The sequence below is a fragment of the Paenibacillus sp. FSL R7-0210 genome (assembly GCF_038009085.1).
Classification (GTDB): domain Bacteria; phylum Bacillota; class Bacilli; order Paenibacillales; family Paenibacillaceae; genus Paenibacillus_AQ; species Paenibacillus_AQ silagei.
Map to the genome: position 1 here is coordinate 4,170,968 of NZ_JBBPAR010000001.1, position 22,770 is coordinate 4,193,737.

18 protein-coding genes are annotated in these 22,770 nt (G+C 53.4%); 4 read left to right on the top strand and 14 right to left on the bottom strand.

What is annotated here, in order from left to right; genetic code table 11:
• Positions 1-134 precede the first annotated feature (134 nt).
• Entirely contained in the window at positions 135-1,016 is an 882-nt protein-coding gene (locus MKY64_RS17910) for a hypothetical protein (RefSeq protein ID WP_340954786.1), read from the top strand.
• Positions 1,017-1,211: 195 nt separating this feature from the next.
• Here the strand turns inward: MKY64_RS17910 and MKY64_RS17915 are convergent, their stop codons facing one another.
• Positions 1,212-3,107, bottom strand: a complete 1,896-nt coding sequence (locus MKY64_RS17915; protein WP_036721316.1) for a PrkA family serine protein kinase — start codon at positions 3,105-3,107, stop codon at positions 1,212-1,214.
• A 170-nt stretch (positions 3,108-3,277) separates the two neighbouring features.
• Between MKY64_RS17915 and MKY64_RS17920 the strand changes: the two genes are divergently transcribed.
• Complete coding sequence (locus tag MKY64_RS17920; protein WP_340954788.1) at positions 3,278-4,177, top strand: DUF2161 family putative PD-(D/E)XK-type phosphodiesterase; 900 nt, start codon at positions 3,278-3,280, stop codon at positions 4,175-4,177.
• 772 nt (positions 4,178-4,949) lie between these two features.
• Here MKY64_RS17920 and MKY64_RS17925 read toward each other — a convergent pair.
• The 6 genes from MKY64_RS17925 to MKY64_RS17950 form a co-directional block, all read right to left on the bottom strand.
• Entirely contained in the window at positions 4,950-5,228 is a 279-nt protein-coding gene (locus MKY64_RS17925; RefSeq protein ID WP_036722342.1) for a hypothetical protein, read from the bottom strand.
• A 209-nt stretch (positions 5,229-5,437) separates the two neighbouring features.
• Positions 5,438-7,339, bottom strand: a complete 1,902-nt coding sequence (locus tag MKY64_RS17930; protein WP_036722345.1) for a beta-glucoside-specific PTS transporter subunit IIABC — start codon at positions 7,337-7,339, stop codon at positions 5,438-5,440.
• Positions 7,340-7,577: 238 nt separating this feature from the next.
• Positions 7,578-8,429 (bottom strand): BglG family transcription antiterminator LicT, encoded by an 852-nt coding sequence (gene licT / locus MKY64_RS17935; protein WP_036722348.1) that lies wholly within the window; start codon positions 8,427-8,429, stop codon positions 7,578-7,580.
• Positions 8,430-8,677: 248 nt separating this feature from the next.
• Positions 8,678-10,135, bottom strand: a complete 1,458-nt coding sequence (locus tag MKY64_RS17940; RefSeq protein WP_340954795.1) for a glycoside hydrolase family 1 protein — start codon at positions 10,133-10,135, stop codon at positions 8,678-8,680.
• Between the two features lie 267 nt (positions 10,136-10,402).
• Complete coding sequence (locus MKY64_RS17945) at positions 10,403-11,620, bottom strand: aminotransferase-like domain-containing protein (RefSeq protein ID WP_340954798.1); 1,218 nt, start codon at positions 11,618-11,620, stop codon at positions 10,403-10,405.
• Positions 11,621-11,687: 67 nt separating this feature from the next.
• The gene (locus MKY64_RS17950) at positions 11,688-12,344 is read right to left on the bottom strand and encodes a response regulator transcription factor (RefSeq protein ID WP_036722353.1); all 657 of its coding nucleotides are present in this window, start codon (positions 12,342-12,344) and stop codon (positions 11,688-11,690) included.
• A gap of 283 nt (positions 12,345-12,627) precedes the next feature.
• Between MKY64_RS17950 and MKY64_RS17955 the strand changes: the two genes are divergently transcribed.
• Together MKY64_RS17955 and MKY64_RS17960 are read left to right on the top strand one after the other, a co-directional pair.
• Positions 12,628-13,035 carry a hypothetical protein gene (locus MKY64_RS17955; protein ID WP_036722356.1) on the top strand — a complete coding sequence of 136 codons (408 nt, stop codon included), beginning with the start codon at positions 12,628-12,630 and terminating at the stop codon, positions 13,033-13,035.
• Complete coding sequence (locus MKY64_RS17960) at positions 13,032-14,099, top strand: phosphodiester glycosidase family protein (protein ID WP_036722359.1); 1,068 nt, start codon at positions 13,032-13,034, stop codon at positions 14,097-14,099. Before MKY64_RS17955 ends, MKY64_RS17960 begins: the two co-directional genes overlap by 4 nt.
• Before the next feature lie 386 nt (positions 14,100-14,485).
• Here MKY64_RS17960 and MKY64_RS17965 read toward each other — a convergent pair whose 3' ends face one another.
• The 7 genes from MKY64_RS17965 to MKY64_RS17995 form a co-directional block, all read right to left on the bottom strand.
• Entirely contained in the window at positions 14,486-14,740 is a 255-nt protein-coding gene (locus MKY64_RS17965; RefSeq protein ID WP_340954801.1) for an AbrB/MazE/SpoVT family DNA-binding domain-containing protein, read from the bottom strand.
• Positions 14,741-14,893: 153 nt separating this feature from the next.
• Positions 14,894-15,358: a tRNA (uridine(34)/cytosine(34)/5-carboxymethylaminomethyluridine(34)-2'-O)-methyltransferase TrmL gene (gene trmL, locus MKY64_RS17970; RefSeq protein WP_036697752.1), complete on the bottom strand. Its 465-nt coding sequence runs from the start codon at positions 15,356-15,358 to the stop codon at positions 14,894-14,896.
• Positions 15,359-15,553: 195 nt separating this feature from the next.
• A complete protein-coding gene (serC, locus tag MKY64_RS17975; protein ID WP_036722639.1) occupies positions 15,554-16,645 on the bottom strand; it encodes a 3-phosphoserine/phosphohydroxythreonine transaminase in 1,092 nt (363 codons plus the stop codon).
• 106 nt (positions 16,646-16,751) lie between these two features.
• The gene (locus MKY64_RS17980) at positions 16,752-17,633 is read right to left on the bottom strand and encodes a hypothetical protein (RefSeq protein WP_340954805.1); all 882 of its coding nucleotides are present in this window, start codon (positions 17,631-17,633) and stop codon (positions 16,752-16,754) included.
• 145 nt (positions 17,634-17,778) lie between these two features.
• Entirely contained in the window at positions 17,779-20,526 is a 2,748-nt protein-coding gene (locus MKY64_RS17985) for a GH36-type glycosyl hydrolase domain-containing protein (RefSeq protein ID WP_340954808.1), read from the bottom strand.
• Positions 20,527-21,068: 542 nt separating this feature from the next.
• Positions 21,069-22,493, bottom strand: a complete 1,425-nt coding sequence (gene glnA / locus MKY64_RS17990) for a type I glutamate--ammonia ligase (RefSeq protein WP_036722362.1) — start codon at positions 22,491-22,493, stop codon at positions 21,069-21,071.
• Positions 22,483-22,761 (bottom strand): hypothetical protein, encoded by a 279-nt coding sequence (locus MKY64_RS17995; protein ID WP_076079776.1) that lies wholly within the window; start codon positions 22,759-22,761, stop codon positions 22,483-22,485. Before MKY64_RS17995 ends, glnA begins: the two co-directional genes overlap by 11 nt.
• Positions 22,762-22,770: the final 9 nt, after the last annotated feature.

Genomic DNA, 22,770 nt, shown 5'->3' on the forward strand with positions numbered 1-22,770 from the left:
AATATATAATTCATTCATAATGGTAGCATAGCCTTGCAGGCATTACAATGCACTTTTATATTCAGCTGACACGAATCACTTCCCATTTCGGTGAATAGGCTATTGTAATGACTTCAAGAATGGAGGGTTCCCGCATGAATTACAGGAACGAAGATTCGAACAGCTCAGCTCATCCGTCAGGCTATCGGCATCTGCCGCAGCCCTACCCTTATTCGCATTACCACTACCTGATACGTTCGGAGTCCACTGAGGAGACCGCTCCGAGGATTGCTAAGAATTCCACAACTGCCGGGAATACGCAGACTGTCAGGGCCTCCGAACCTCCGGCCGCTCCACATAAGCTCGAGAATGACCATGCGGAGGACAACATGGACGGCTGGCAGCAGATTCAGAATGCCAGCAAGCCGCAGACGGTCCTCGAAAGCGGACATCCGGCTGCCGCGAACAAGCCGGTGGACGGCCATCCCGGGGCAAGTCAGGCCGGCGGAAAGGGAATTCATGTCGATGTAGGAGGCGAGTTAGGGGGTAAACACGGCATCGGCATGAATGCCGGAGGAAACCTGGCGTACAGCGGCGCAAGCATGCAGGCAGACGGCCATATCGGCAGCAGCTCCTACGGGATCGAAGCGCAAGGCGATACCCATGTGGGCAACGGGCAAGGCCTCGGAGTGAACGCCGAAGCCCAGGCCTTCGGCAAATACGGGGTGGCTGCACAAGGCAAGGCCCAGCTCGGCGGCGGGCAAGGCGCAGATGTCAAGTTGGGCGCACAGGCCGGGGGCGATCACGGGCTGAATGCAGATGCGGGTGCTCATCTGGGGCTTAGTCAAGGTGCAGGCTTTGACTCTCATGTTCAGCTCGGCGGCAACAAGGGCATCGGGGCTGAGGCCAAAGCCCAGTTCGGCGGCGGCGAAGGTGCAGGCATCGGCGTGGGCGGACAGCTCGGCAAATATAACGGCCAATTAAGCTTCAAGATTGGCGGTAAGGAGCAGGAGCCTAAGGACTCTCAGGAGGATTAGAAGAATTAGTTATCCAGTCCGCACGGATTCGCCGATCAGGCGCTTCGCTAGACTAAAGGGAATATCCCTAAGCCATCACCATGGCCTGGGATATTCCCTTTTGGCTGAGCATACAAGTCTTAATTAGCTCCGGGACAGACAAGAGGACTGCCTGATGGCAGTCCCCGGTCTCCAGTATCCGTGAAGCTACCTCCGTCAGCGGTTCAGCAGGCTTCCGACATATTTCAGCAGCTCATTGGCACAGATCGGGCAGTAGTTGTGCTCGTCGATCAGGCGGCGGCTGACCTCGTTGATCCGTTTGAGCTGGCTTTCATCCGGTGTCTTGGAGGAAGTGGTGATTTTGACGATATCCTTGAGGTCCGTGAACAGCTTCTTCTCGATGGCTTCCCGCAACCGGTCGTGATTGTTGTACTCGAACTTCTTGCCCTTGCGGGAGTAGGACGAAATACGGATCAGGATCTCCTCGCGGAAGGCCTTCTTCGCATTCTCCGAGATGCCGATCTGCTCTTCAATGGAGCGCATCAGCCGCTCATCCGGCTCCATCTCCTCATCGGTAAGCGGGTCGCGGATTTTGGACCAGTTGCAGAAGGCTTCGATATTGTCGAGATAATTCTCGAACAGCGTTTTGGCGGATTCTTCAAAAGAGTAGACGAAGGCCTTTTGCACTTCGCTTTTGGCGAGAATATCGTATTCCTTGCGGGCAATAGAAATAAAGTTCAGATAACGCTCGCGCTCCTCCTTCGTAATCGAAGGATGCTGATCCAGACCGTCCTTGATTGCCCGCAGCACATCCAGCGCGTTCATGCACTGCAGATCGCCTTTGATCAGGGCGCTGGAGATGCGGTTAATAACATAACGCGGGTCGATGCCGGACATGCCTTCATCTAAGTATTCGGTCTGCATCTCCTTCAGATCCGCTTCCTTGTAGCCCTCGACCTCTTCGCCGTCGTACATGCGCAGCTTCTTGATCAGATCCATCCCCTGCTTCTTGCTCTCCTTGAGCCGGGTCAGGATGGAGAAGATCGCCGCCGCGCGCAGCGCGTGAGGGGCAATATGCACATGCTTCATATCGCTCTGGCCGATCAGCTTGGCGTAGATTTTTTCCTCTTCAGAGACGCGCAGATTATAGGGAACCGGCATGACGATCATGCGGGACTGGAGTGCTTCGTTCTTTTTATTGGAGATGAAGGATTTATATTCGGTCTCATTCGTGTGGGCAATAATCATCTCATCCGCCGAAATTAACGCAAACCGCCCGGCCTTGAAATTGCCTTCCTGAGTCAGCGACAGCAGATTCCACAGGAACTTCTCGTCACATTTCAGCATCTCCTGGAATTCCATGATCCCGCGGTTGGCCTTGTTCAGCTCCCCGTCGAAGCGGTAAGCCCGCGGATCGGATTCCGAGCCGAATTCGGTAATGGTGGAGAAGTCGATACTGCCGGTCAGATCCGCGATATCCTGCGACTTCGGGTCGGAAGGGCTGAATGTACCAATCCCTACCCGCTCCTCTTCCGACAACAGCACCCGGGTAACCGCCACACGTTCAATATCCCCGTGGTAGTCATTCTTCAGCCGCATCTGGCAGGACGGGCAGAGATTGCCTTCAATCCGTACATCCAGCTCGCGTTCGATCTCAGGCCGCAGCTCCAGCGGAATCAGATGCAGCGGGTCCTCATGCATCGGGCAGCCCTCAATGGCATACACCGCACCCGCATCCGTGCGCGAATATTGCTCCAGGCCGCGCTTCAGCAGCGTTACCAAGGTGGACTTTCCTCCACTGACCGGTCCCATCAGCAGCAGAATCCGTTTACGCACATCCAGCCTTCGGGCTGCGGAATGGAAGTATTCCTCCACCAGCTTTTCCACCGCACGATCCAGTCCAAAGATCTCCTGTTCAAAAAACTTATACCGTTTACGTCCGTTAATGTCCTCGACGCCGTGTGACTTGATCATGTCGTATACGCGGGAATGAGCCGTTTTGGCGGGAGAGGGGTCTACTCTAAGCAGTTCTATATAGTCCTTGAAAGTGCCGCTCCACGCCAAACGGTCGTTCTCAGCCCGATGCGTTGCTATACGCTCAAAAATATCCATGGCTCGCTGCCTCCTCTTGCGCTCCTACTTGCTCCACCAAGCTTAGAAAGTGTATTACATACCTATGCGGCGAGCCCGGAATAGTTGACCTCTTTTTTGCTGTGCTATAATAGAGAATCATAAATTCTCTATTATAATTACGCTGCAATTCAGGGCAGGAGTGAATACGAATGGCAATCAAGCAGGAGACGGAGCTGTATGCTCCTTTGAAGAGTTTTTTTGAACGGCAAGGCTATGACATCAAGGGTGAGGTGCGGACCTGTGATCTGGTGGGCATCCGGGAGGACGAGGCACCGCCACTCATTGTGGAGATGAAAAAATCGTTCAATCTCGCCCTGCTGCTGCAGGGGATTGAACGGCTGCGGCTCAGCCCTAACGTCTACCTCGCGGTAGAACGCGTCAGGGAGAAGAAGGGCGCGGTCAACCAGCGCTGGGGCGAGCTCACCGGGCTGTGCCGCCGGCTCGGCCTCGGGCTGATCACCGTCGTCTTCTACAAGACGAAGGCCCCGCTCGTCGAGGTGCTCGCGGAGCCGGGCGACGCGCCGCCGCAGGCCCGCAGCGCGGTGCGCCGCCGCGAGCGCTTGCTCTATGAGTTCCGCGAGCGCAGCGGGGACTACAACACCGGCGGCAGCACGCGCGTCAAGCTCGTGACTGCCTACCGCGAGAAGGCGCTGCGCGTGGCCCTCGCGCTGCAGGCCCTGGAGGCCGAAGCCGCCGGAGCGGCCGGCCTCGGCGGGGGGCGCGCGGCGCTAAGCGGCGCGCCGGGCACTGCCCTGGCCGCCGGGGAGTCGGCGGCCGCGGGTACGGCAGCAGCGGCGGCGGGTGATGCCGCTGCGGGTGCGGGCCCGGCGGCTGCGCACAGCCAGGCGGAGAGCGCGCGCGGCGTCGGCGTCACGCCCGCCGCGTTGCGGAAGCGCAGCGGCGTACCCGGCGCCGCTGCGATCCTGCAGAAGAACTACTATGCGTGGTTCTTCCGGGTGCAGCGCGGCCGCTACACGCTCACGGCCGCCGGACAAGCCGCGCTGATCGAGTATGCAGCGGTCGCGGAGATCAGCGCGGGCAAGCTGTAGGCCCGCGCCCGGCCGGAGCGGATCTCAGCGGATTCTGGCCGCCCTCAGCCCAGGTCCCGCCGATTCGTTCGCAGCTCCTCTGCCGGACCTGGGCTGCTGCGACAGCCTATCCGTTCGCAGCCCCAATAGCCGGACCCAGGCCGCCGTGTCTGCCCATCTGTCCGATCACTGCTCCACCTGCCGAACCCGGGCCGCGCGCCTACCCATCCGCTCACTACTCCACCTGCCGGACCCGGGCCGCGCGCCTACCCATCCGCTCACTACTCCACCTGCCGGACCCGGGCCGCGCGCCTACCCATCCGCTCACTACTCCACCTGCCGGACCTGGGCCGCTGCGACTGCCTATCCGTTCGCAGCTCCACCTGCCGGACCTGGGCCGCGCGCCTACCCATCCGCTCACTACTCCACCTGCCGGACCTGGGCCGCTGCGACTGCCTATCCGTTCGCAGCTCCACCTGCCGAACCCGAGCGGAAGCGCCTCCCTTTACATGGGCATTCACACAATTGTGAGACGTTCCCGCTCTACTGCCCGGCTAATAGATGGAAAATCAACACTTAAATCATTGAGTTTTTCCCGGCGCAAAAGATTAGTTGGATAAAAAACACTTATTTTCCATCATTTTGTCTCAAGTAGCATATTTCAGCTGAATAAATGTACTTTTTCCAACTAAAGTCCCAACTCTCAGGAATCCAGTCAAATTAGATGCTCTTTTTCCACCTATCTCCACAGAATAAAGTTACTGGATAAGCGCCAATACATGTATTCGGTTTTTTACACACATTTGGTCCGCTTACCTTCGCCCCATCGCCCCAGCACATTGTATTCGGTTTTCCGCACACATTCGGCCCGCTTACCCTCGTCCATCACATTGTATTCTGTTTTCCGCACACATTCGGCCCGCTTCCCCTCGTCCATCACATTGTATTCGGTTTTCCGTACACATTCGGCCCGCTTACCCTCGTCCATCACATTGTATTCGGTTTTCCGCACACATTTGGTCCGCTTACCTTCGCCCCATCGCCCCAGCACATTGTATTCAGTTTTCCGCACACATTCAGCCTGCGAATCATCTCTCGCGCTAACTATACAAGCACAAATGGAGTTGTCCCCACGCAGACCTGCTGCGAGCGACAACTCCTTTGTACCTTCTCTATCCACTTACCTGATCTATACTCTAGAATATCCTACTGGTTTATACCATGCTCTTCACTCATTCACTCCAAGCCCCCAGCCCTTCGCTTATTCGCTCCTGGCTCGCCCTAAGCAAGCACCGTATACAGCAGCTCCTTCTCCTTAACCCAGGTGGCGCCAGCAGACTGGATGGACTGGTACTGCTGGATGTTCGTAATAATAACCGGCGTAATCGTGCTATAACCAGCCTTCTCGATCTCGACCAGATCGAATTCCATCAGGAGATCGCCGACAGCCACCCGGGTTCCGGCGGTTACCTTGGGCGAGAAATGCAGGCCTTTCAGCTTCACCGTGTCGATGCCGATATGGATCAGCATTTCCGCTCCGCTGTCGCTGACCAGACCAATGGCATGTCCGCTCTTCGAGAGCGAGAACACCGTTCCCTGGACCGGCGAGACTACGCGGCCTTCGGACGGCTGAATGGCATATCCTTTACCCATAATCTCTTCCGAGAAGGCCGGGTCGCTCACTTCGCTGAGCGGCTTCACCGCTCCGGCAATCGGACTGAACACCTCTTGATTCACCATCGTAGACTCAGCAGTAGCGCCGATTACAGTAGTGTTAGCGTCAGATGCGACAGGCTCGGCAGAAGTCACCGCAGGCGCAGCAGCAGCAGCTTCCGGCTCATCCTCGAAGCCGATAATATAAGTGACAATGGCAGCAACTGCCGCCCCGATGGCGAAGCCGATGACCGAATAGACAAAGGTCGCACCGAGAACCATCGGGATGCCGGAGAGCCCGGCGAGTCCGCCGATGACATACGCTTTTACCTTGAACAAGCTGAGGAACGCACCACCGGCGGCTCCGCCGATCAGGGCAGCGATGAACGGTTTCTTAAGCCGCATATTCACACCGTACATAGCCGGTTCTGTAATCCCCATGAAAGCCGTAATACTTGTGGACAGGGAGAGGGACTTCAGCTTGCTGTTCTTCGTTCTCAGTGAGACACCGAGCGCACTGCCCGCCTGGGCGAAGTTCGCTACCATCATAATCGGAATCATATAGTCATAGCCAAGCTGTGCAATGGATGCGATCATGATTGGAATCAGAGCATAGTGCATCCCGGTAATGATCAGCAGCGACATGGTTCCGCCCAGCAGCAGGCCTGCGAACAATCCCGTATTCTCGAACAGCCAGCTGATCCCTCCAGTCAGGCCATCTCCGATAATTACTCCCAGCGGGCCTACGGCAATCAGGGTAAGCGGCACAATGACCAGCAGCGTAACCGTCGGAACGATAATCAGCTTCAGGGAAGCATGGGTTACTTTATCAACGGCTTTTTCCACATAGGAGGCCAGCCATACTGCAATCACAATCGGAATGACGGACGAAGCGTAGGTTGCAGCTACCACCGGCAGTGAAGCGAAGGTAACAGGCTCCCCGGACCCCAGCAGCGTGGTGACGGTCGGATGCAGAATGGCCGCACCTATCGCAGCAGCGATGTACATATTGCTTCCCAGCTTACGGGCAGCGCTGATGGCCAGAACAATCGGCAGGAAGTAAAAGGCACCGTCCCCGATCGCCGAGAGAATGATATACGTGGAGTTCTCTGTCCCCATCCAGCCTACTGCGACAAGCAGGGCGACAATCCCTTTGATCATCCCCGCACCGGTAATGGCCGGCAGGATCGGTGTGAAGATTCCCGAGATGAAGTCAAACAGCTTGCTGAGCGGATTCTGCTTCTTTTTCTCCACCTTGTCACCGGAAGCCTTCATCTCAGGAGAAACGGACATATTGCCAATCAGCTCATTGTAGACCACCGGCACATCATTGCCGATAATAACCTGGAATTGCCCGCCGTTAATCATCACGCCCATAACCCCGTCCGTCTTCTGCAGCGCCGCTTTGTCCGCACGGTTGTTATCATTCAGGTTGAAGCGCAGACGGGTCATACAGTGGGTTACCTGATCGATATTGTCTTCTCCGCCGACAAGCTTCAATATTTCTTTGGACAGCTCTTTTGTATTCATAAGATGTTGCTCCTTAGATGTAGTATGTTTTCCGCACAAGCAGAAACGGCTTCGCCGTCCTTTCAAAGGACGGTACCGCTTCAGCGAGAAATAGAAGGATAATGTATAGCATGAAACATATAAATTTTTATATTTAAAAAAACCTAAACGCCGATCAGCGGGGAAAGGCAGTCTTCTGCCTCCAGCACTGTCCGGGTTTAGGTTTTGCCTCTGTTCCGAGTTGCAATCCTGCACCACATTATTCTGTTATATCCTCATTACGGATAATCCGTTCAATATGAATGGTCAGATACAATATTTCTTCCTTGGACAAGACCCGTTTGTATATCTTGCGGGAATAGTCCGCTATCTTCACCGCAACCGCATGGGCAGCCGGGTACTGCTTCATGACCAGATCATGCAGCGCATGATCATGGTCCCGCTCCTCCATCGGAGTGCCCTGAACCACCCGCTGCGCAAAGAACTTAAGGTGGGTCAGGAAGCGGTAATACCCGAGTGATTCTTCATCCAGCTCAATCAGGAAGCTCCGCCGGACAATATTCAAGATGTCCTTCACGATATTCGTGATACTTACCGTCTCCCGCATCTCACCGTTCATCTGCGCATTAACCAGATGCATCGCGATGAAAGCGCACTCGTCCTCCGGCAGCAGAACCCCAAGCCGTTCCTCGATAATTTGCAGCGCCTTGAGTCCAATTGAGAACTCCTTGCGGTACATTCGCTTGATTTCCCACAGCAGTGCATTCTTGATTTGAAGCCCCTGACGGTGGCGGTCGATGGCGAAATGGATATGGTCCGTCAGGGAGATATAGATGCTGTCATGCAGCTTCTCCCCGAGCACCGTCTCGGCATAACGGATCACTTCATCGGTGCATTCCACATATTCCAGCGGGATCTCCGAGAGAAGCGACATCAGCTTCTGTGAACCTTCTTTATTCTCCAGGGCGAATACCTTCTCGACCTGAGCATCCTCAACATCATCCCCGGCCTGCTTCTTGAAGGCGATACCGCGGCCCATTACGACCCGTTCCTTCCCGCTGGCATCGAGTACGGTGACCACATTGTTGTTGAGCACCTTAGCAATTTTCATTCCATCACCTTACACCGTCAGAGTAATAAAATCCCCCCGCAGGCGCGGGGATACAACATTATCGTGTTAAAAAAGGCAAAACCAAAACGGCATCAAAAGAGTGCCCGTTTCTGGTTTTGCCTGAATGAACAGTAACAATCCAGTTATTCTACCTGTAGCAGCATCTTAGCATATCATTGTTAATATGACAACACTTTTATGAAAACGGTTTATTAAGACCTGTGCTTCTTAAGCTTGCCCCATTTCACCTACAATATTTCACCGTTCGACGAAATCACCTGCTTGTACCACTCAAACGAATCCTTCTTGCTGCGGTTCAGCGTGCCGCTTCCCGTGTCGTCCAGGTCTACGTAGATGAAGCCGTAGCGCTTGGACATTTCCGAGGTCGACATGCTCACCAGGTCAATCGGGCCCCAGGCCGTATAGCCCATCAGCTCCACGCCGTCCTTAACCGCTTCCTTCATCTCCTTGATGTGTTCCCGCAAATAATCAATCCGGTAATGGTCATGGATCGATCCGTCTTCCTCCACCTTGTCATATGCGCCCAGCCCGTTCTCTACGATGAACAACGGCTTCTGGTAACGGTCGTACAGGTTGTTCAGGGTAATGCGCAGGCCCGCAGGATCAATCTGCCAGCCCCAGTCGGAGGCCTTCAAATACGGGTTCTTGATGCCGCCCAGCAGATTTCCTTCAGTCGCCTCACCCTCCGGACCTGCGGACACCGTAAGCGTCATATAATAGCTGAACGAGATGAAATCTACTGTATTCGCAGCAAGAAGCTCATCATCCCCCGGTTCACGGACAATCTCAATATGGTTCTCGGCAAAATAACGGTTCATATAACGCGGGTACTTGCCGCGCGCATGCACATCCGTGAAGAACAGATTCAGCTGGTCCTCCTGCTGTCTCTTACGTACATCCGCCGGATTGCAGGTATGCGCGTAGCTCTCCATACGGGCCAGCATACAGCCAATCTGCGAGCCTGGAATAATCTCATGTCCGAGTCTGGTAACCAGGGCGCTTGCTACGAACTGATGGTGCAGCCCCTGAAAGACCGCTTGCAGCTTGTTCTCCACGCGGTCTGTAAGAATACCGCCTCCGGTATACGGGCTGAACAGCATGACATTGATCTCGTTGAAGGTCAGCCAGTACTTTACTTTTTTCCGGTAACGTGTAAATACAGTCTCAGCATACTTCACATAGAAGCCGACCACTTCACGGCTGGCCCAGCCGTTATACTTCTGTGTAAGACCGAGCGGAGTCTCATAGTGCGAGAGAGTAACCAGCGGCTCAATGCCGTATTTCAACAGTTCATCGAATACATCGTCGTAGAATTGCAGACCCTGCTCGTTAGGCTCGGCATCATCGCCGTTCGGGAAGATCCGTGCCCAGTTAATCGACAGCCGGAACACCTTGAAGCCCATTTCGGCGAATAGAGCAATGTCCTCCTTGTAGCGGTGATAGAAGTCAACGCCTTCGCGTTTCGGGAACCAGTCATCCGTCTCTCCGGCAAGAATCCGGGCGATACGCTCCGAAGAGATCTCCATGGAATGATCCCCTATGCGCTTATCCTTTGGCACGAAGGCGATCATATCTGCGGTTGACAGCCCTTTGCCTCCCTGATCAAAAGCGCCCTCCAGCTGATTGGCAGCGGTTGCCCCGCCCCATAAGAAATGCTCAGGAAATCCGTTAAGTACTGTAGCCATAGTCCTTACCCCTTTTCATTATGATCTTTCTGCATGGCCTATATAACAGAAAAACCTAAACCTATGGCAAGATCATCGAGCCCGGCGAACGGGTTCAAATCAGTCACCATCAGTTTAGGTTTTGCCTGGCACGGCCAGTAACAATCCAGTAAACGATGTGTTTATGGAAGATTTAATTGACTCCAGCCTAACATAGCATCCGGCAAAATTCAAATGAAAATCCGCTCAATTTCTGTGAAGCTCATATTTGCGCCCGTTCCTTCTCCCCTAGCTGCGCGCCGTGAACTCGGTCACCGCTTCGCTCATCAGATTCATTCCAAGCAGCAGCTCATCGCGGCCGGGATGGCTGAAGTTGAGCCGGATACGGTCTGAGCCTCCGCTTACACTGCAGAGCGGACCAGGCAGGAAGGCTACCCCCTTGGACAGCGAAGCTCGCAGCAGAGCCATCGCGTCCAGGCCTTCAGGCAGCGATACCCAGAGGAACATGCCGCCGGCCGGCATATCATACACGCTGTGCTTCCAGGCCGGACGCTTCAGCAGCTCCGCCATCAGCTTCAGGCGGGTATTGTATTCGCGGTTCAGCAGCGCGATATGCTCCCTTAGATCAAAAGCCGACACACTGAGCAGATGATGCAGCAGGCGCTGGTTCAGCGAGCTGGACTGCCAATCCGCCATCTGCTTGGCGGCAGCCATCATGCCGATCAGCTCGCGGCTTCCCGCCGCCCAGCCCGTCCGCAGCGCCGGCGCGACCGTCTTGCTGAAGGAGCCGATGTACAGCACATGCCCGCCCTCGCTGACATTCTCCAGCGCATATAGAGTAGGATATTTCTTGAAGGGGTGGCCCTCACTCCGCTGGAAGTGCAGATCGCCATAGGAATCATCCTCTACGATCAGCACATTATGTGAGATACACAGCTCCAGAATCTCTTGCCGCCGGGCAAGGCTCCAGAGTACTCCGCTGGGGTTGGTGAAGCTTGGCGCAGCGAACAGCATCTTGGGCCTATAGCTGCGGATCGTTCGGCGCAGATGATCCGGCAGCAGGCCGTCCCCATCCCCCTGGACCGGAATAATGACGGCTCCCTGCATCCGCAGCGCCTGCAGAATACCGGGAGAAGTCGGATTCTCAACCAGCACATGATCCCCGGGATCGATGTACACCCTGGACAGCAGATCGATGGCCTGCTGGCTGCCCGTTGTCAGCAGCACTCCGCCTTCGGTTACCGCCACCCCTTTGCTGTGGAGCCAATCTCCGGTCAGCCATTCGCGGAGCGGGCCATACCCTTCAGGCTCCCCGTACTGCAGCGCACTTGCATCTGTGGAGATCACGGTAGATGCCGCCTCAGACAGCAGCGACAGCGGAAATAATTCTTCTGCCGGGAGCTCCTCTGCCAGCGAGATCAGCGTACCCCGGCGTGTCTCCTTACGGATACTCAGCAGCGGTGAAGATAACAATGTATGTGCGCGCGAAGAAAACTCATACTTCATACGCTTCCCCCCTTTATCTGGTTTAAGAATATTCCAGTCCTGACGCCATTATGTCGTAATACAGGGATTATGCGTAGATTTGCTTGTTCTGTCTTGAGAAAAGCGCGAACTTCTCAATTGCCTGCGCTCTTGTCGATACTTCCAGCTTCACATAAATCTTTCGCAGGTAGTTATCGATCGAACGGCGGCTGACTTCAATTTCAAGTGCGATTTTGTCGTATGTAATTCCTTGCACAATGCGTTCCATGATGAACATCTCCGTCTGTGTCAGCTGCAAGACACCTTCCAGCCCTCTGGAGGAGGCTACCGGACGGAAGCCCTTTTCGATCCATTCCAGCGGAATGGAGAGGAACCCTTCGCGGATGCCGCGGATCATCTGCAGAAGCTGATCCGGGGTGGCTCCCTTCGACAATACCCCGCTCGCTCCCAGTTCAATCAGGGGCAGGAATATCTCCTTATCGTTCTCCTCCGTCATGATAATAATGTGGGAGCACGGTGAGCTTTTTTTCATGTCCGGCAGCACCTGCTCTACGGTTCCGTCATGCATCTGATAATCACTCAGCACCAGATCAGGCCTTAATTCCTCCATGCCCGCGAGACATTCTTCCCAGGTAGCGAACATGCCATCTACCGTTAGTCCCTCCTCATCTTCCAGAATTAATTTTGTTCCCAGCATACTTGTGGGATGACATCCCACGATGACCACCTGCCAGACCTTCGTCATTAATGCCCAGACCTCCTGCTATCTATATAATTTTCCAGAATGGAAAGCGCTGTAAGCGTTTCCTGTCAACACGCAAGCAAGGATCTATGCTGTCATAAGTCTATTCTTCCTACTTTTACCTTGAATACGTCCATCAGATATTCCAATCTATAGAAATTGTATCGCAGTAGTTTAACAGGATGCAATTACTTTTTGTCGTTTCTGCGCGGCTCTTTCACTTTTGCGAAAAACCTGAAAGTCTGATAGAATGAGAACTTGAAAAAATATGGCTTGAGGTGATGAAATGCAACCGCTAGCGGAATCGACCCGGGTACACTCTCGCCGGAGTGCAGAGAGAAGCGGCTCGTCCGTCAAATGGTTTCTACTGTTCTGGATTCTGATGATCACAGCCGGCGTATATGCCGTGTACAGCTACACCAATCATCTGAAGGATCAGGTGCTGAGCGAGCTTGGATCTCAAAGCCAGCAGCAGCTTACCGTTTTGAAGACCGACTACGAGTCGAAGATCGCCGTCCTGTCAGAACAAGTGAAGGAGCTTCAGAGCACCGTGCAGACGTTCAACGAGCTGCTGACCTTCACCAAGGATAATGCCAGTAACAAGACGGACAACAGCAACAAGTTGTACACGCAATTAAGCGAGGTCAAGAAACAGCTTGATACGCTCAAGAAAGAGATGGATCTGCTGAAATGATGACTCCTGTCAAAAGAGTGAACCGGTTCTTCATGCTCCTGACCGCTCCATTGTTCGGACTGCTGCTCTGTCTGTGGCTGTACCAGCCTCCGCTTGAGCTTAAGCTGAATACCGCCCCCTTCGCAGCTGACCCCGGACCCGTGAATGAAACCGCGCAATTGAAGCAGGACCTGGCTGTAGCCAAGAGCTATGCCGCTTACACCATAGACTCTATCGGTACCAGCGCACAGCTCTACAAGCAGACCACGAACGCTATGAACACACTGGTCAGCACAGCAACGGCCCAGACCTCCCGTCCTGAGCGGATCTACAACCGCCGGATTAGTTCCCGGCTCGGCATTCCTGCCGATGTGATCAGCAGCGACCGGATTACCATTGAATTATACCGGCTGAACCCCGGCAATTATACAGCATACGCAATGAAGATTAAGCTGAAGGATACCTCAGCCATGAAGATGAGCCTGGCCGGTGACGGCACGGGCGCTTCCGAGACCACACTGCAGGCCGTGAACCGCTACGGTGCCTCGGCCGGTATTAATGCCGGCGGCTTCGCTGATCAGAACGGCAAGCGTTATCCGCTCTCGACCACCATCGTCGGCGGAGAATATCTGTACGGCTTCGAGCCCAGCTACAAGGATCTCAGCTTCGTCGGCCTGAACAAATCCGGCCAGCTGATCGGCGGCAAATTCACCAGTCGTGACCAGCTCGATCAGCTGGAGCCGGTATTCGGAGCAACCTTCGTCCCTGTGCTGCTGAAGAATCAGAGCAAGACAGCCATTCCGCTGAAATGGCAGCTGGCCCCGAAGCGGGCACCGCGGACCGTCATCGGTAACTACAAGGATAATCAGCTGCTGATTCTGGTCGCTGACGGATATAACGAGAACGGTAACTCGGGAGCTACACTGGCTGAGCTGCAGGATAAGCTGTACAATCTCGGCGTCATCGATGCTTATAACCTGGACGGCGGCGGCTCATCGTCCATGATTTTCCGCGGCAAGGTCATTAACAAGCCTTCCGACGGCAATTTGCGCCGCGTCCCAACCAACTTCTTGTTCTTCAAGTAATTCCGAGTATAACCGTCAATGCTAAATATCACATTTTCATTTATTTTTACAGATTAAAAGGGTATACTCAGGGTAACGAAGATCGTCAATAATGGAGGTGCCTGCATGTCGTTCTCCCTGACTTTTTGGATCGTGACCCTGGTATTTGTACTGTTTCTGGCTGGTATTCTTACTTCTTCCTACAACGACGACAAGACTAAGGGGCTGTGACCCGCCCTCCGCGAACCATCTGATGGACGTATACCACAAAAAGGAGCACCGCACTGATGTGTGCGGCGCTCTTTTTGTGTTCTTCACTATTCACTGAAGCCGAGTCCAACCAGCATCCATGTTATAAGACGCGCTTACGCGTTTTACCCTATGTAGATAATTGATGCGCTCTACGCTTACGCGTGTTTTGGCAGTTGGGTCATCTCGGTAAGGCAACTTGAACAAATGTAACGTTCTTTATATTCGCTTACGCCTTCCATAGATCCGCAGAAGACACACTTCGGACGGTAACGCTCCAGAATAATGTGGTCGCCCTGAACAAGAATTTCTACAGGATCACCTTCATTCATTTGATACCTTTTACGCAGAGACTTAGGCAGAACAATTCTACCCAGCTGATCTACTTTACGTACAACGCCAGCAGGTTTCATATCTAACTTACACTCTCCTGTTCAACTTATGATTAGTAGTGCCATTTCTGACATCCAAGTTCACGTACCCTATTACTTTCTTCGGCACTAATCAACTATTTCGTTACTAAAATGTCGAATCCTGCTGAAAAAAATAAAAAATGATGTCAACTTTTAGAAAAGTTGTGGGAAATCGAGCTGCCGGAGCGCTTCATAGACCACAATCGCTGCCGAATTGGACAAATTAAGCGATCTGACCGCCTCGCTCATCGGCATCCGCATCGCCGTTTCCTGACCAGCCTCCAGGATCTCTGCCGGCAACCCCTTGGTTTCTTTCCCGAACACGAAGAAGTCTCCATCCCGGAAGGCGAAATCGCTATAGCGCTTCTTGGCCTTGGTGGTCGCGTAGAAGAACCGCCCTTCCTGATACTTCTCCAAAACTTCACTGAAGGAATTATGATATTCAATATTCACTGCATGCCAATAATCGAGTCCGGCACGCTTCAGCGTAGCATCGTCTGTGCGGAAGCCCAGCGGGTGCACGAGATGGAGATGGGTTCCTGTGGCCGCACAGGTACGGGCGATATTGCCGGTATTCGCCGGTATTTCCGGTTCCACCAGCACAATGTGTAATGCCATAATACGAATGCTTCCTCTCTGTAGGGTCTTAAGGAGTGCGGCGGAGTAAGTATCCGCCGTGTCCTCCATGGCCCTGTGTTGTGTTCTTGATGCTGCTTGCAGATACAGGCCGGACACAGGCCGGGCTCTATGATCCTGGCTGCGGGCAAGAAGAAACCTTCCGCTGCAAGGCGGAAGGTCAGGAACGTTCTTTCATTACCCTTGAGTTTGCCGGAAATGCTTCATGAAATCAGCCAGCGCCTTAACGCTCTCATGTGGGACTGCGTTGTAGATCGAAGCCCGTAAGCCGCCTACGCTGCGGTGTCCCTTGAGGCCGACAAAGCCTTCCGCTTCGGAAGCTTTGATGAACTGCTTCTCCAGCTCCTCCGATTGCATCCGGAACGTTACATTCATGATGGAACGGCTGCCTTCTTCCGCAACTCCGCGGTAGAAGCCGTCGCTGCCATCGATATAATCATACAGGAGACCTGCTTTGTCACGGTTCTTGGCTTCAGTGCCGGCAAGCCCGCCCTGTTCCTCAATCCATTTTAACACTTCGTTAACCATATATACAGAGAAGGATGGCGGCGTATTGTAGAGAGAGTTGTTCTTGTAATGAGTATCATACCGCAGAATCGTCGGAATATTCGCCGGAGAACTTGCGATCAGCTCTTCCTTGGCAATCACTACGGTAACGCCCGACGGTCCGAGATTCTTCTGTGCACCGGCATAGATCAGACCGAATTGGTTCACATCGAAGTCGCGGCTCAGAATATCACTGGACATATCGGCAACCAGCGGAATGTTACCGGCATCAGGATACTGTGCATACTGCGTGCCTTCAATCGTCTCATTCGAGGTGATATGCAGGTAAGCGGCATTGTCCGCAGCCTTGATGCTGCTAAGCTCAGGAATAGCCAGGAATTTCTTATCTGCGGAGGATGCGGCTACATGACCGCCGCCTGTCAGCTTGGCTTCCTTCAGGGCTTTGTCCGCCCAGCTTCCTGTCATGACATAACTGCCGACCTGGCCTTCAGCGATAAGGTTCATCGGAACCATGGCGAACTGTGTGCTTGCTCCGCCCTGAATGAACAATACCTTGTAGCCCTGCGGATTGCCGAGGAGCGAAAGCAGGCGTTCCTGAGCTTCATTATGCACGGATTCGTATATCGCCCCGCGGTGCGACATCTCCATAATGGACATTCCGCTCTCCCGGAATTCAACGAACTCCGCCTGTGCACGTTCCAATACTGCCAGCGGCAATGCGGCCGGACCGGCATTAAAATTGTATGCTCTCTTGCTCAAAATAACTCCCACCCTTTCTCTCCTATGAATATGGATATCGCTATGATAGCAGATAACGATAAACACCAGCAAGTATAATTATTCACATATGAGGTAAGCTAGGCCGCAATCAGGAGGCTGAAAACAGGTAGCTGCGGCTCCAACCCTTGCTGTGACGCGGTAAAATAGTGATGTCTGCAAAAACCTCGGGTGAAATTACATGCTTGTCTCCCCACAGCGCAATCCGCTCAGCAGCGAAATCTCCGCTCTCTCTGATGCAGGCCCCAGTAGGCTTATGGATCAGTTCCCAGTAATAGTCCGCCTCCTGCTCCCAGCCTTCGAGTCTGCAATAGAATTGGCGGTCCAGTTCCCCGGCCCATGTCAGGCTATTCCCGTCTATGCTGAGCAAATTCTCCGTATACGCCGATTCCGGGGCTACGATCTGGGGCGTTCCCGGCAGCCTAAGCTCATAATCCGTCCCTACCAGCGCCCCATCAATGCCGACAAAATTATGAATATACTCTTCAATCCGCAGCGCTTCGGTCCCTGTATTCTCTATCCTGTAGGAAATATCCAGCCGGTTATCTTCAAGCTTCAATGTCTTGACCAGCCGCATGCTGTAGCCCCGGCATTCCAGCGGCTGCACAGTGTATGTAACCGAGTCTTCGCTCCACTCTTCAGTGATCGGGAATGGCTTAAGCGGATACTCCCCGACGAATGAATAAGGCTCATCACTTTGCTTCTGCAGCAGCCCGATGCCGGGCTTGGGGAACCATTCCCCAGGAGCAGCATCTTCATAGCCAATTGCCCGGGAAATGCCAAACTCATTGCAGAGGCCTATCCCTCCAGTACCCTGCCCAGGCACCAGACTTTCCGGAACACAAAAGGTATGCCCGCCCTCGTCCAGCTTCACGCCTGTAATAAATCCTGTCCAGTCAAAACGGGTGCCTCCATAGGCTCCCACATCAGCAATCTCTACGGTCAGTACTCCATTGGATAGTATACGTGTCATTGATCTCTTTCCTTTCTGTCCTGGTTGGACGCAGCACATCCTATCATAGCATTTCCAAGCCCATTCTATACGGGTTATTTGGATATTAAAACGCCTGCTCCGCGCGGACCGGCAAAGCAGGCGATAGAATTCAGCAGCTCCGGCTTTAGGCCAGCTCTACCTCCAGCAGATGAATTTCTCCTTCAGGCAGGTCTGTCAACAGGCTGCGTGGAATCACAGCACCCTCTGAGACGCGCTGAAGCGTTACCTCAGCCCCGTTCAAGCGGGCTGCGTGTATTTGATACTCTCCGTATTCCGTGCTTCCAGAGGCCATATAGACGACTTTCAGCTCGCGTCCGGCAAAGATAGTCTTGATCGAGGCGCTCTTATCGCCGTCAAACTGTTCATTCACCAGCTTCGGCTGCAGCAGCAGGTCGCCGAGCTTGCCTTTGACGCCAAATACCTCAGTTACCATCGTCAGCAGAAGCCAGCTTGCCGAGCCTGTCAGATACGTATACATTCCTCTGCCCTGCTCATTGATATATTCCGGAATTCCGGGATACATCCGGCTCACCTCGAAGTTCGCACTCAGATTATACAGTGAATCCAGCACCTTGCGGCCTTCTTTGACGTATCCGCGCTTATACAGCGCATTGCCGTACATAACGGTCATGTGGCTGAACATGGCTCCGTTCTCCTTGTGTCCGAAGGCGAAGCCGAATGCCCGGCCCAGATTCTGCTGAATGCCGCCGAAGTTGCTGTTCAGACGGTAGCCGATTTTCTCATCGTACAGATTGCGCTCTACCGCAGAGATGATCGCAGGAATCTGCTCTGGAGCAGCAGCGTGGCCGAGGAGCGGGAAGACCTGACCGGTAAGCGTCATCCGTGTGCTCTCCGCCCATTCCCCTTCTACACGTTCACCGTCATTATTATAATAGCCGTTGAACCAGCCGTCACCGTGTCCGCTCTCTACCCATTCATTGCGGCGCAGGTGATCGAAGATCCATTCCGCCTTACGGGAGAGATCTGCTGCAACCTCTTCAAGCGTCAGCACGGCTCTTACCCCGCTCACCTTATTCGGTGCAGCAGCATAGAAGCGGCTGAGCAGCTCATGCTTGGCCGTCACCGATTCATAATCGACAGCTTGGCCGAGCGAGTCAAGCAGCAGCACCATCTCTTCGGCCAGCTCCAGCGTATCTCCGCCAGTCCGTTCCTTCAGGGTAACCAGCAGTTTGGACAGATCGAGCAGGTTGCTGGCATAGAAGGCTGTGAATGTAACACTTTCGCCCCGCTGTGCAGCCATATCGAGGCCATCGTTCCAGTCTGCGCCTTCCAGCAGGATGTTATTGTGCTCACCCACATTGAAGAAAGGAACCAGATTCTGCAGCAGGATATGCTCCAGAATAGTACCTGTATATTCTTCGCCCGCAGTTGTCCGCAGACTGCTTCCTGCCCCCGGCTCCCAGGAGGCGTCGCGGTCCTTACAGCGGTTCATGAAGGTATCACGGAAATAAGTCTGCTCCTGCAGCAGGAAGTCCAGATCCCCGCTCTGATCCAAGTATAGCATGGTAGTCAGGAACGGCCACGCACCATGGTCCATCCAGACCCGGGGAATATTGTTGCGGTCGGCAATGAATTCGCCCGGCTGCTGCCCGATGATCGTCGCATTGCTGCCGTCAATTCGAACTCCGGCATAGTTGTTCAGCAGCAGGCTGCGCACATCCGCAGGCTCCATAATCAACAGAGCCAGGCAATCCTGCCAGAGATCGCGCCAGCCGCGTCCCCCTCTGCCATAATCGTGGTAAGGCAGGAACGAGTTGCCGTATAGCCTGCGCAGCACCGGCTGCAGCGTGACCCATTTCATCCATTCGTCGGCGGCGTGATCTCCGGTATGGAATTTTACCGTATTGACTTTATCCGCCCAGAAGCGTTTATTCTCATCAAGCAACGCGTCAAAAGCCGCAGCAGAGCCATATTTGGCCATCAGCGCCTGCACATCGATTCTATCATTGTCAATCGCCATGACTACGACATAAGAATGACTCTGACCCGGCTCCAAAGTGATTGCGGCGAACCGCAAACCACCCAGCGCCTCATATCCTTCCCAAGGCACTCCGCCATCTTCCCCAATCGGCGGCGCCAGATTGTTCACGACCGCTTCCGGCCAGTCCAGACTTCCGCCCTCGCCGATGAATTCCTCCTGCACCGGGAATAATCCGGTTGGCAGCGCTCCGCCCTCACCAGCCCCGAATACCCCGTACGAAGTATGATTCACCCGGTGGCCGCGTTCGTCGAAGGACAGCGCAGGCTGCACCTCTACGCCATACGCCGAAGTATAGATCCGGTTCAGCAGCGAGGTGACATGCCGGTGATCGCGCAGATCATCCGCAGAACGCGCATACAACGGAATAGCCGCTGTAGATGTCAGCGTAAGCGCCTCTGTACCGCTGTTTGTAAGTACCACCTTCATCAGCTCAACCTTGTCGTTGCCGCAGGGTACGAAGCTTGTGATCTCCGCTCTCAGCCCCAGCTCCTTACTCTCCCGCGTCACCCGATGCCACAGAAGTCCTGCCTCCAGCAAGGATTCATCTGCTGCTTCGCCATAGAACGCCGCATTCTGCCGTGCAGAATTGCCGGCAGCCGACCAGGCGCCCTTGCCTTCAATGTACACCCAGAAATTGCGCGAGGCGCGGGAGTTATGCAGATCCTCCACGGAGATTGGCGGTGTCAGAAAGGTATTATGGCCCGAAGTGGCCTGACCATGCAGCTTAGGACTGACCGAGGACATCATGCCCCCTTCATTCACCAGCGGAAAATATAAAAAGCTGCTCCGGTCCGGCTGCTCCAGTCGAAAGTCCCCGTTATTCCCGGTGAAGCTCCAGCCCGATCTTGACACCTTTAATTGCTCCTTCAATACATTCATCCTCCCTTTTCCTAACAGCAGACGTATTCTTGATTGCGTATGACCACATAATCGCAAAGCCCGGTACCGCTTTCCGAAATCGGTTTCGGTTTCATTATTACACCGTTATTTTCCTTTGTAAAGCGTTATTTGTGACTTATGAGCAGAGATTAATGTGCAAAATTAATACTCTAAAGCTCAGATAATCACATATAATTGTAATTTCATTACATTAATACTATTTTAGTAACGAAAATTTACGAAACCACAATATTAAGCTATTTGTAACAAGTACGAACGGGGTTCCACATTTGCTCAACTAGCACACATTCTCCGAATTCGGGTGCACTAGTGCTCCTCATTTAACTCATTTGCCAACTCCCCTCTAAATCAGAGGGATTTATCCCTTTCACCTTCCACCATTCACCTCACCCTCCAGCACGATCAGCTGTCACCGAAGTTTGTTTACACGATAAATACAAAAAGCCCCCGGAATCAAAAGATTCCAGGGGCCTCTCTATCCAGCTAGTTTTACACTAGCTTATCTTATAAGCTTATACGTCGAAGTACAGGGAGTATTCATGCGGATGAACGCGGATGGCAACGGCTTGAGCTTCGGAACGCTTCAGGGCGATATAGTTATCGATGAAGTCTTTGGTGAATACGCCGCCCTCTGTCAGGAATTCGAAGTCAGCCTCCAGTGCATCCAGAGCTTCGTCCAGGGTACCCGGAACGCTGCGGATCTTCTCTTTGTCTGCATCAGACAATTCGTAGATGTTCTTGTCCAGCGGACCGTAGCCCATTTCTTCAGGGTTGATCTTCTTCTTAATTCCGTCCAGACCAGCCATCAGCATAGCGGAGAAGGCCAGGTATGGGTTAGCCGTAGAGTCCGGTGTACGGAATTCGATACGACAGCCCTTAGGTGTCACAGCAGCTACCGGGATACGGACAGCAGCGGAACGGTTCCCCTTGGAATAGACCAGGTTGACCGGTGCTTCATAGCCAGGAACCAGACGCTTGAACGAGTTGGTGCTTGGGTTCGTCAGCGCGATCAATGCAGGAGCATGATACAGGATACCGCCGATGTAGTGCAGCGCCATTTCACTCAGGTTGGCATAAGCACCTTTTTCATAGAACAAAGGCTCGCTGCCGTTGAAGATCGATTGGTGAACGTGCATTCCGCTACCGTTATCGCCGAACAGCGGTTTTGGCATGAAGGTGGCTACCTTGCCGTATTGGCGTGCAGTGTTCTGCACAATGTATTTGTAAGTGAGGAGATTATCAGCTGTTTTCTTCAAGGTATCGAAACGGAAGTTGATTTCCGCCTGGCCTGCTGTTGCTACTTCGTGATGGTGACGCTCAATTTCGAGACCCGCTTCACCAAGCAAACGGCACATTTCACTGCGGATATCCTGCTGGGAATCCACTGGAGCTACAGGCACGTATCCACCCTTCACGCCAACCTTGAATGCCATGTTGCCGCCTTCTTCCTTACGGCCTGTGTTCCATGCTGCTTCTTCGGAATCCACATAGAAGGAGGAAGTGTTCATTCCGCTCTCGTAACGGACATCGTCGAAGATGAAGAACTCGGATTCAGGTGCGAAGAATGCTGCTGTACCTACACCGCTGGATTGCAGGAATTCTTCAGCCTTCACTGCGATACCGCGCGGGTCGCGCTCATAACGTTCGCCATCAGGCGTGAAAATGTCGCACATAATGTTCAGTGTCGGGTGAGCAGTGAACGGGTCAATGTAAGTGGTGCTTGGATCAGGCATCATTACCATATCCGACTCTTCAATCCCCCGGAAGCCTGTAATGGAAGAACCATCGAATGCTACTCCATTTACAAAGGTTTCTTCTTCAACTGCGGATGCTGGCAAAGAGATATGGTGAGCACGTCCACCCAAATCTACAAACCGGAAATCCACCCACTCGATATTGTTTTCCTTGATCGTCTGCAATACTTTTTCAACCGACATGCTTAATTCCTCCCCAGATTCCGAACATTAGGCCGCTCATCGTATCAAATGTTCTTGTTTTTATTTTTTTGCTGTCGTCATTATAAATCGCATACCTAACATCGTCAATGCTTATGTCAGGTATTTCTTGCGACAATGTGAGATATTCTGACGCTTTGGTGAAAATACCAATTTCATCCGGATTCCATGTCACCTTTGTCCAATATGCAGCAAAAACAGCTCTCATCCTCCAGCCTGAAGCGGGAGAAGAGAGCTGTTCAATAGTCATTATTCGTTG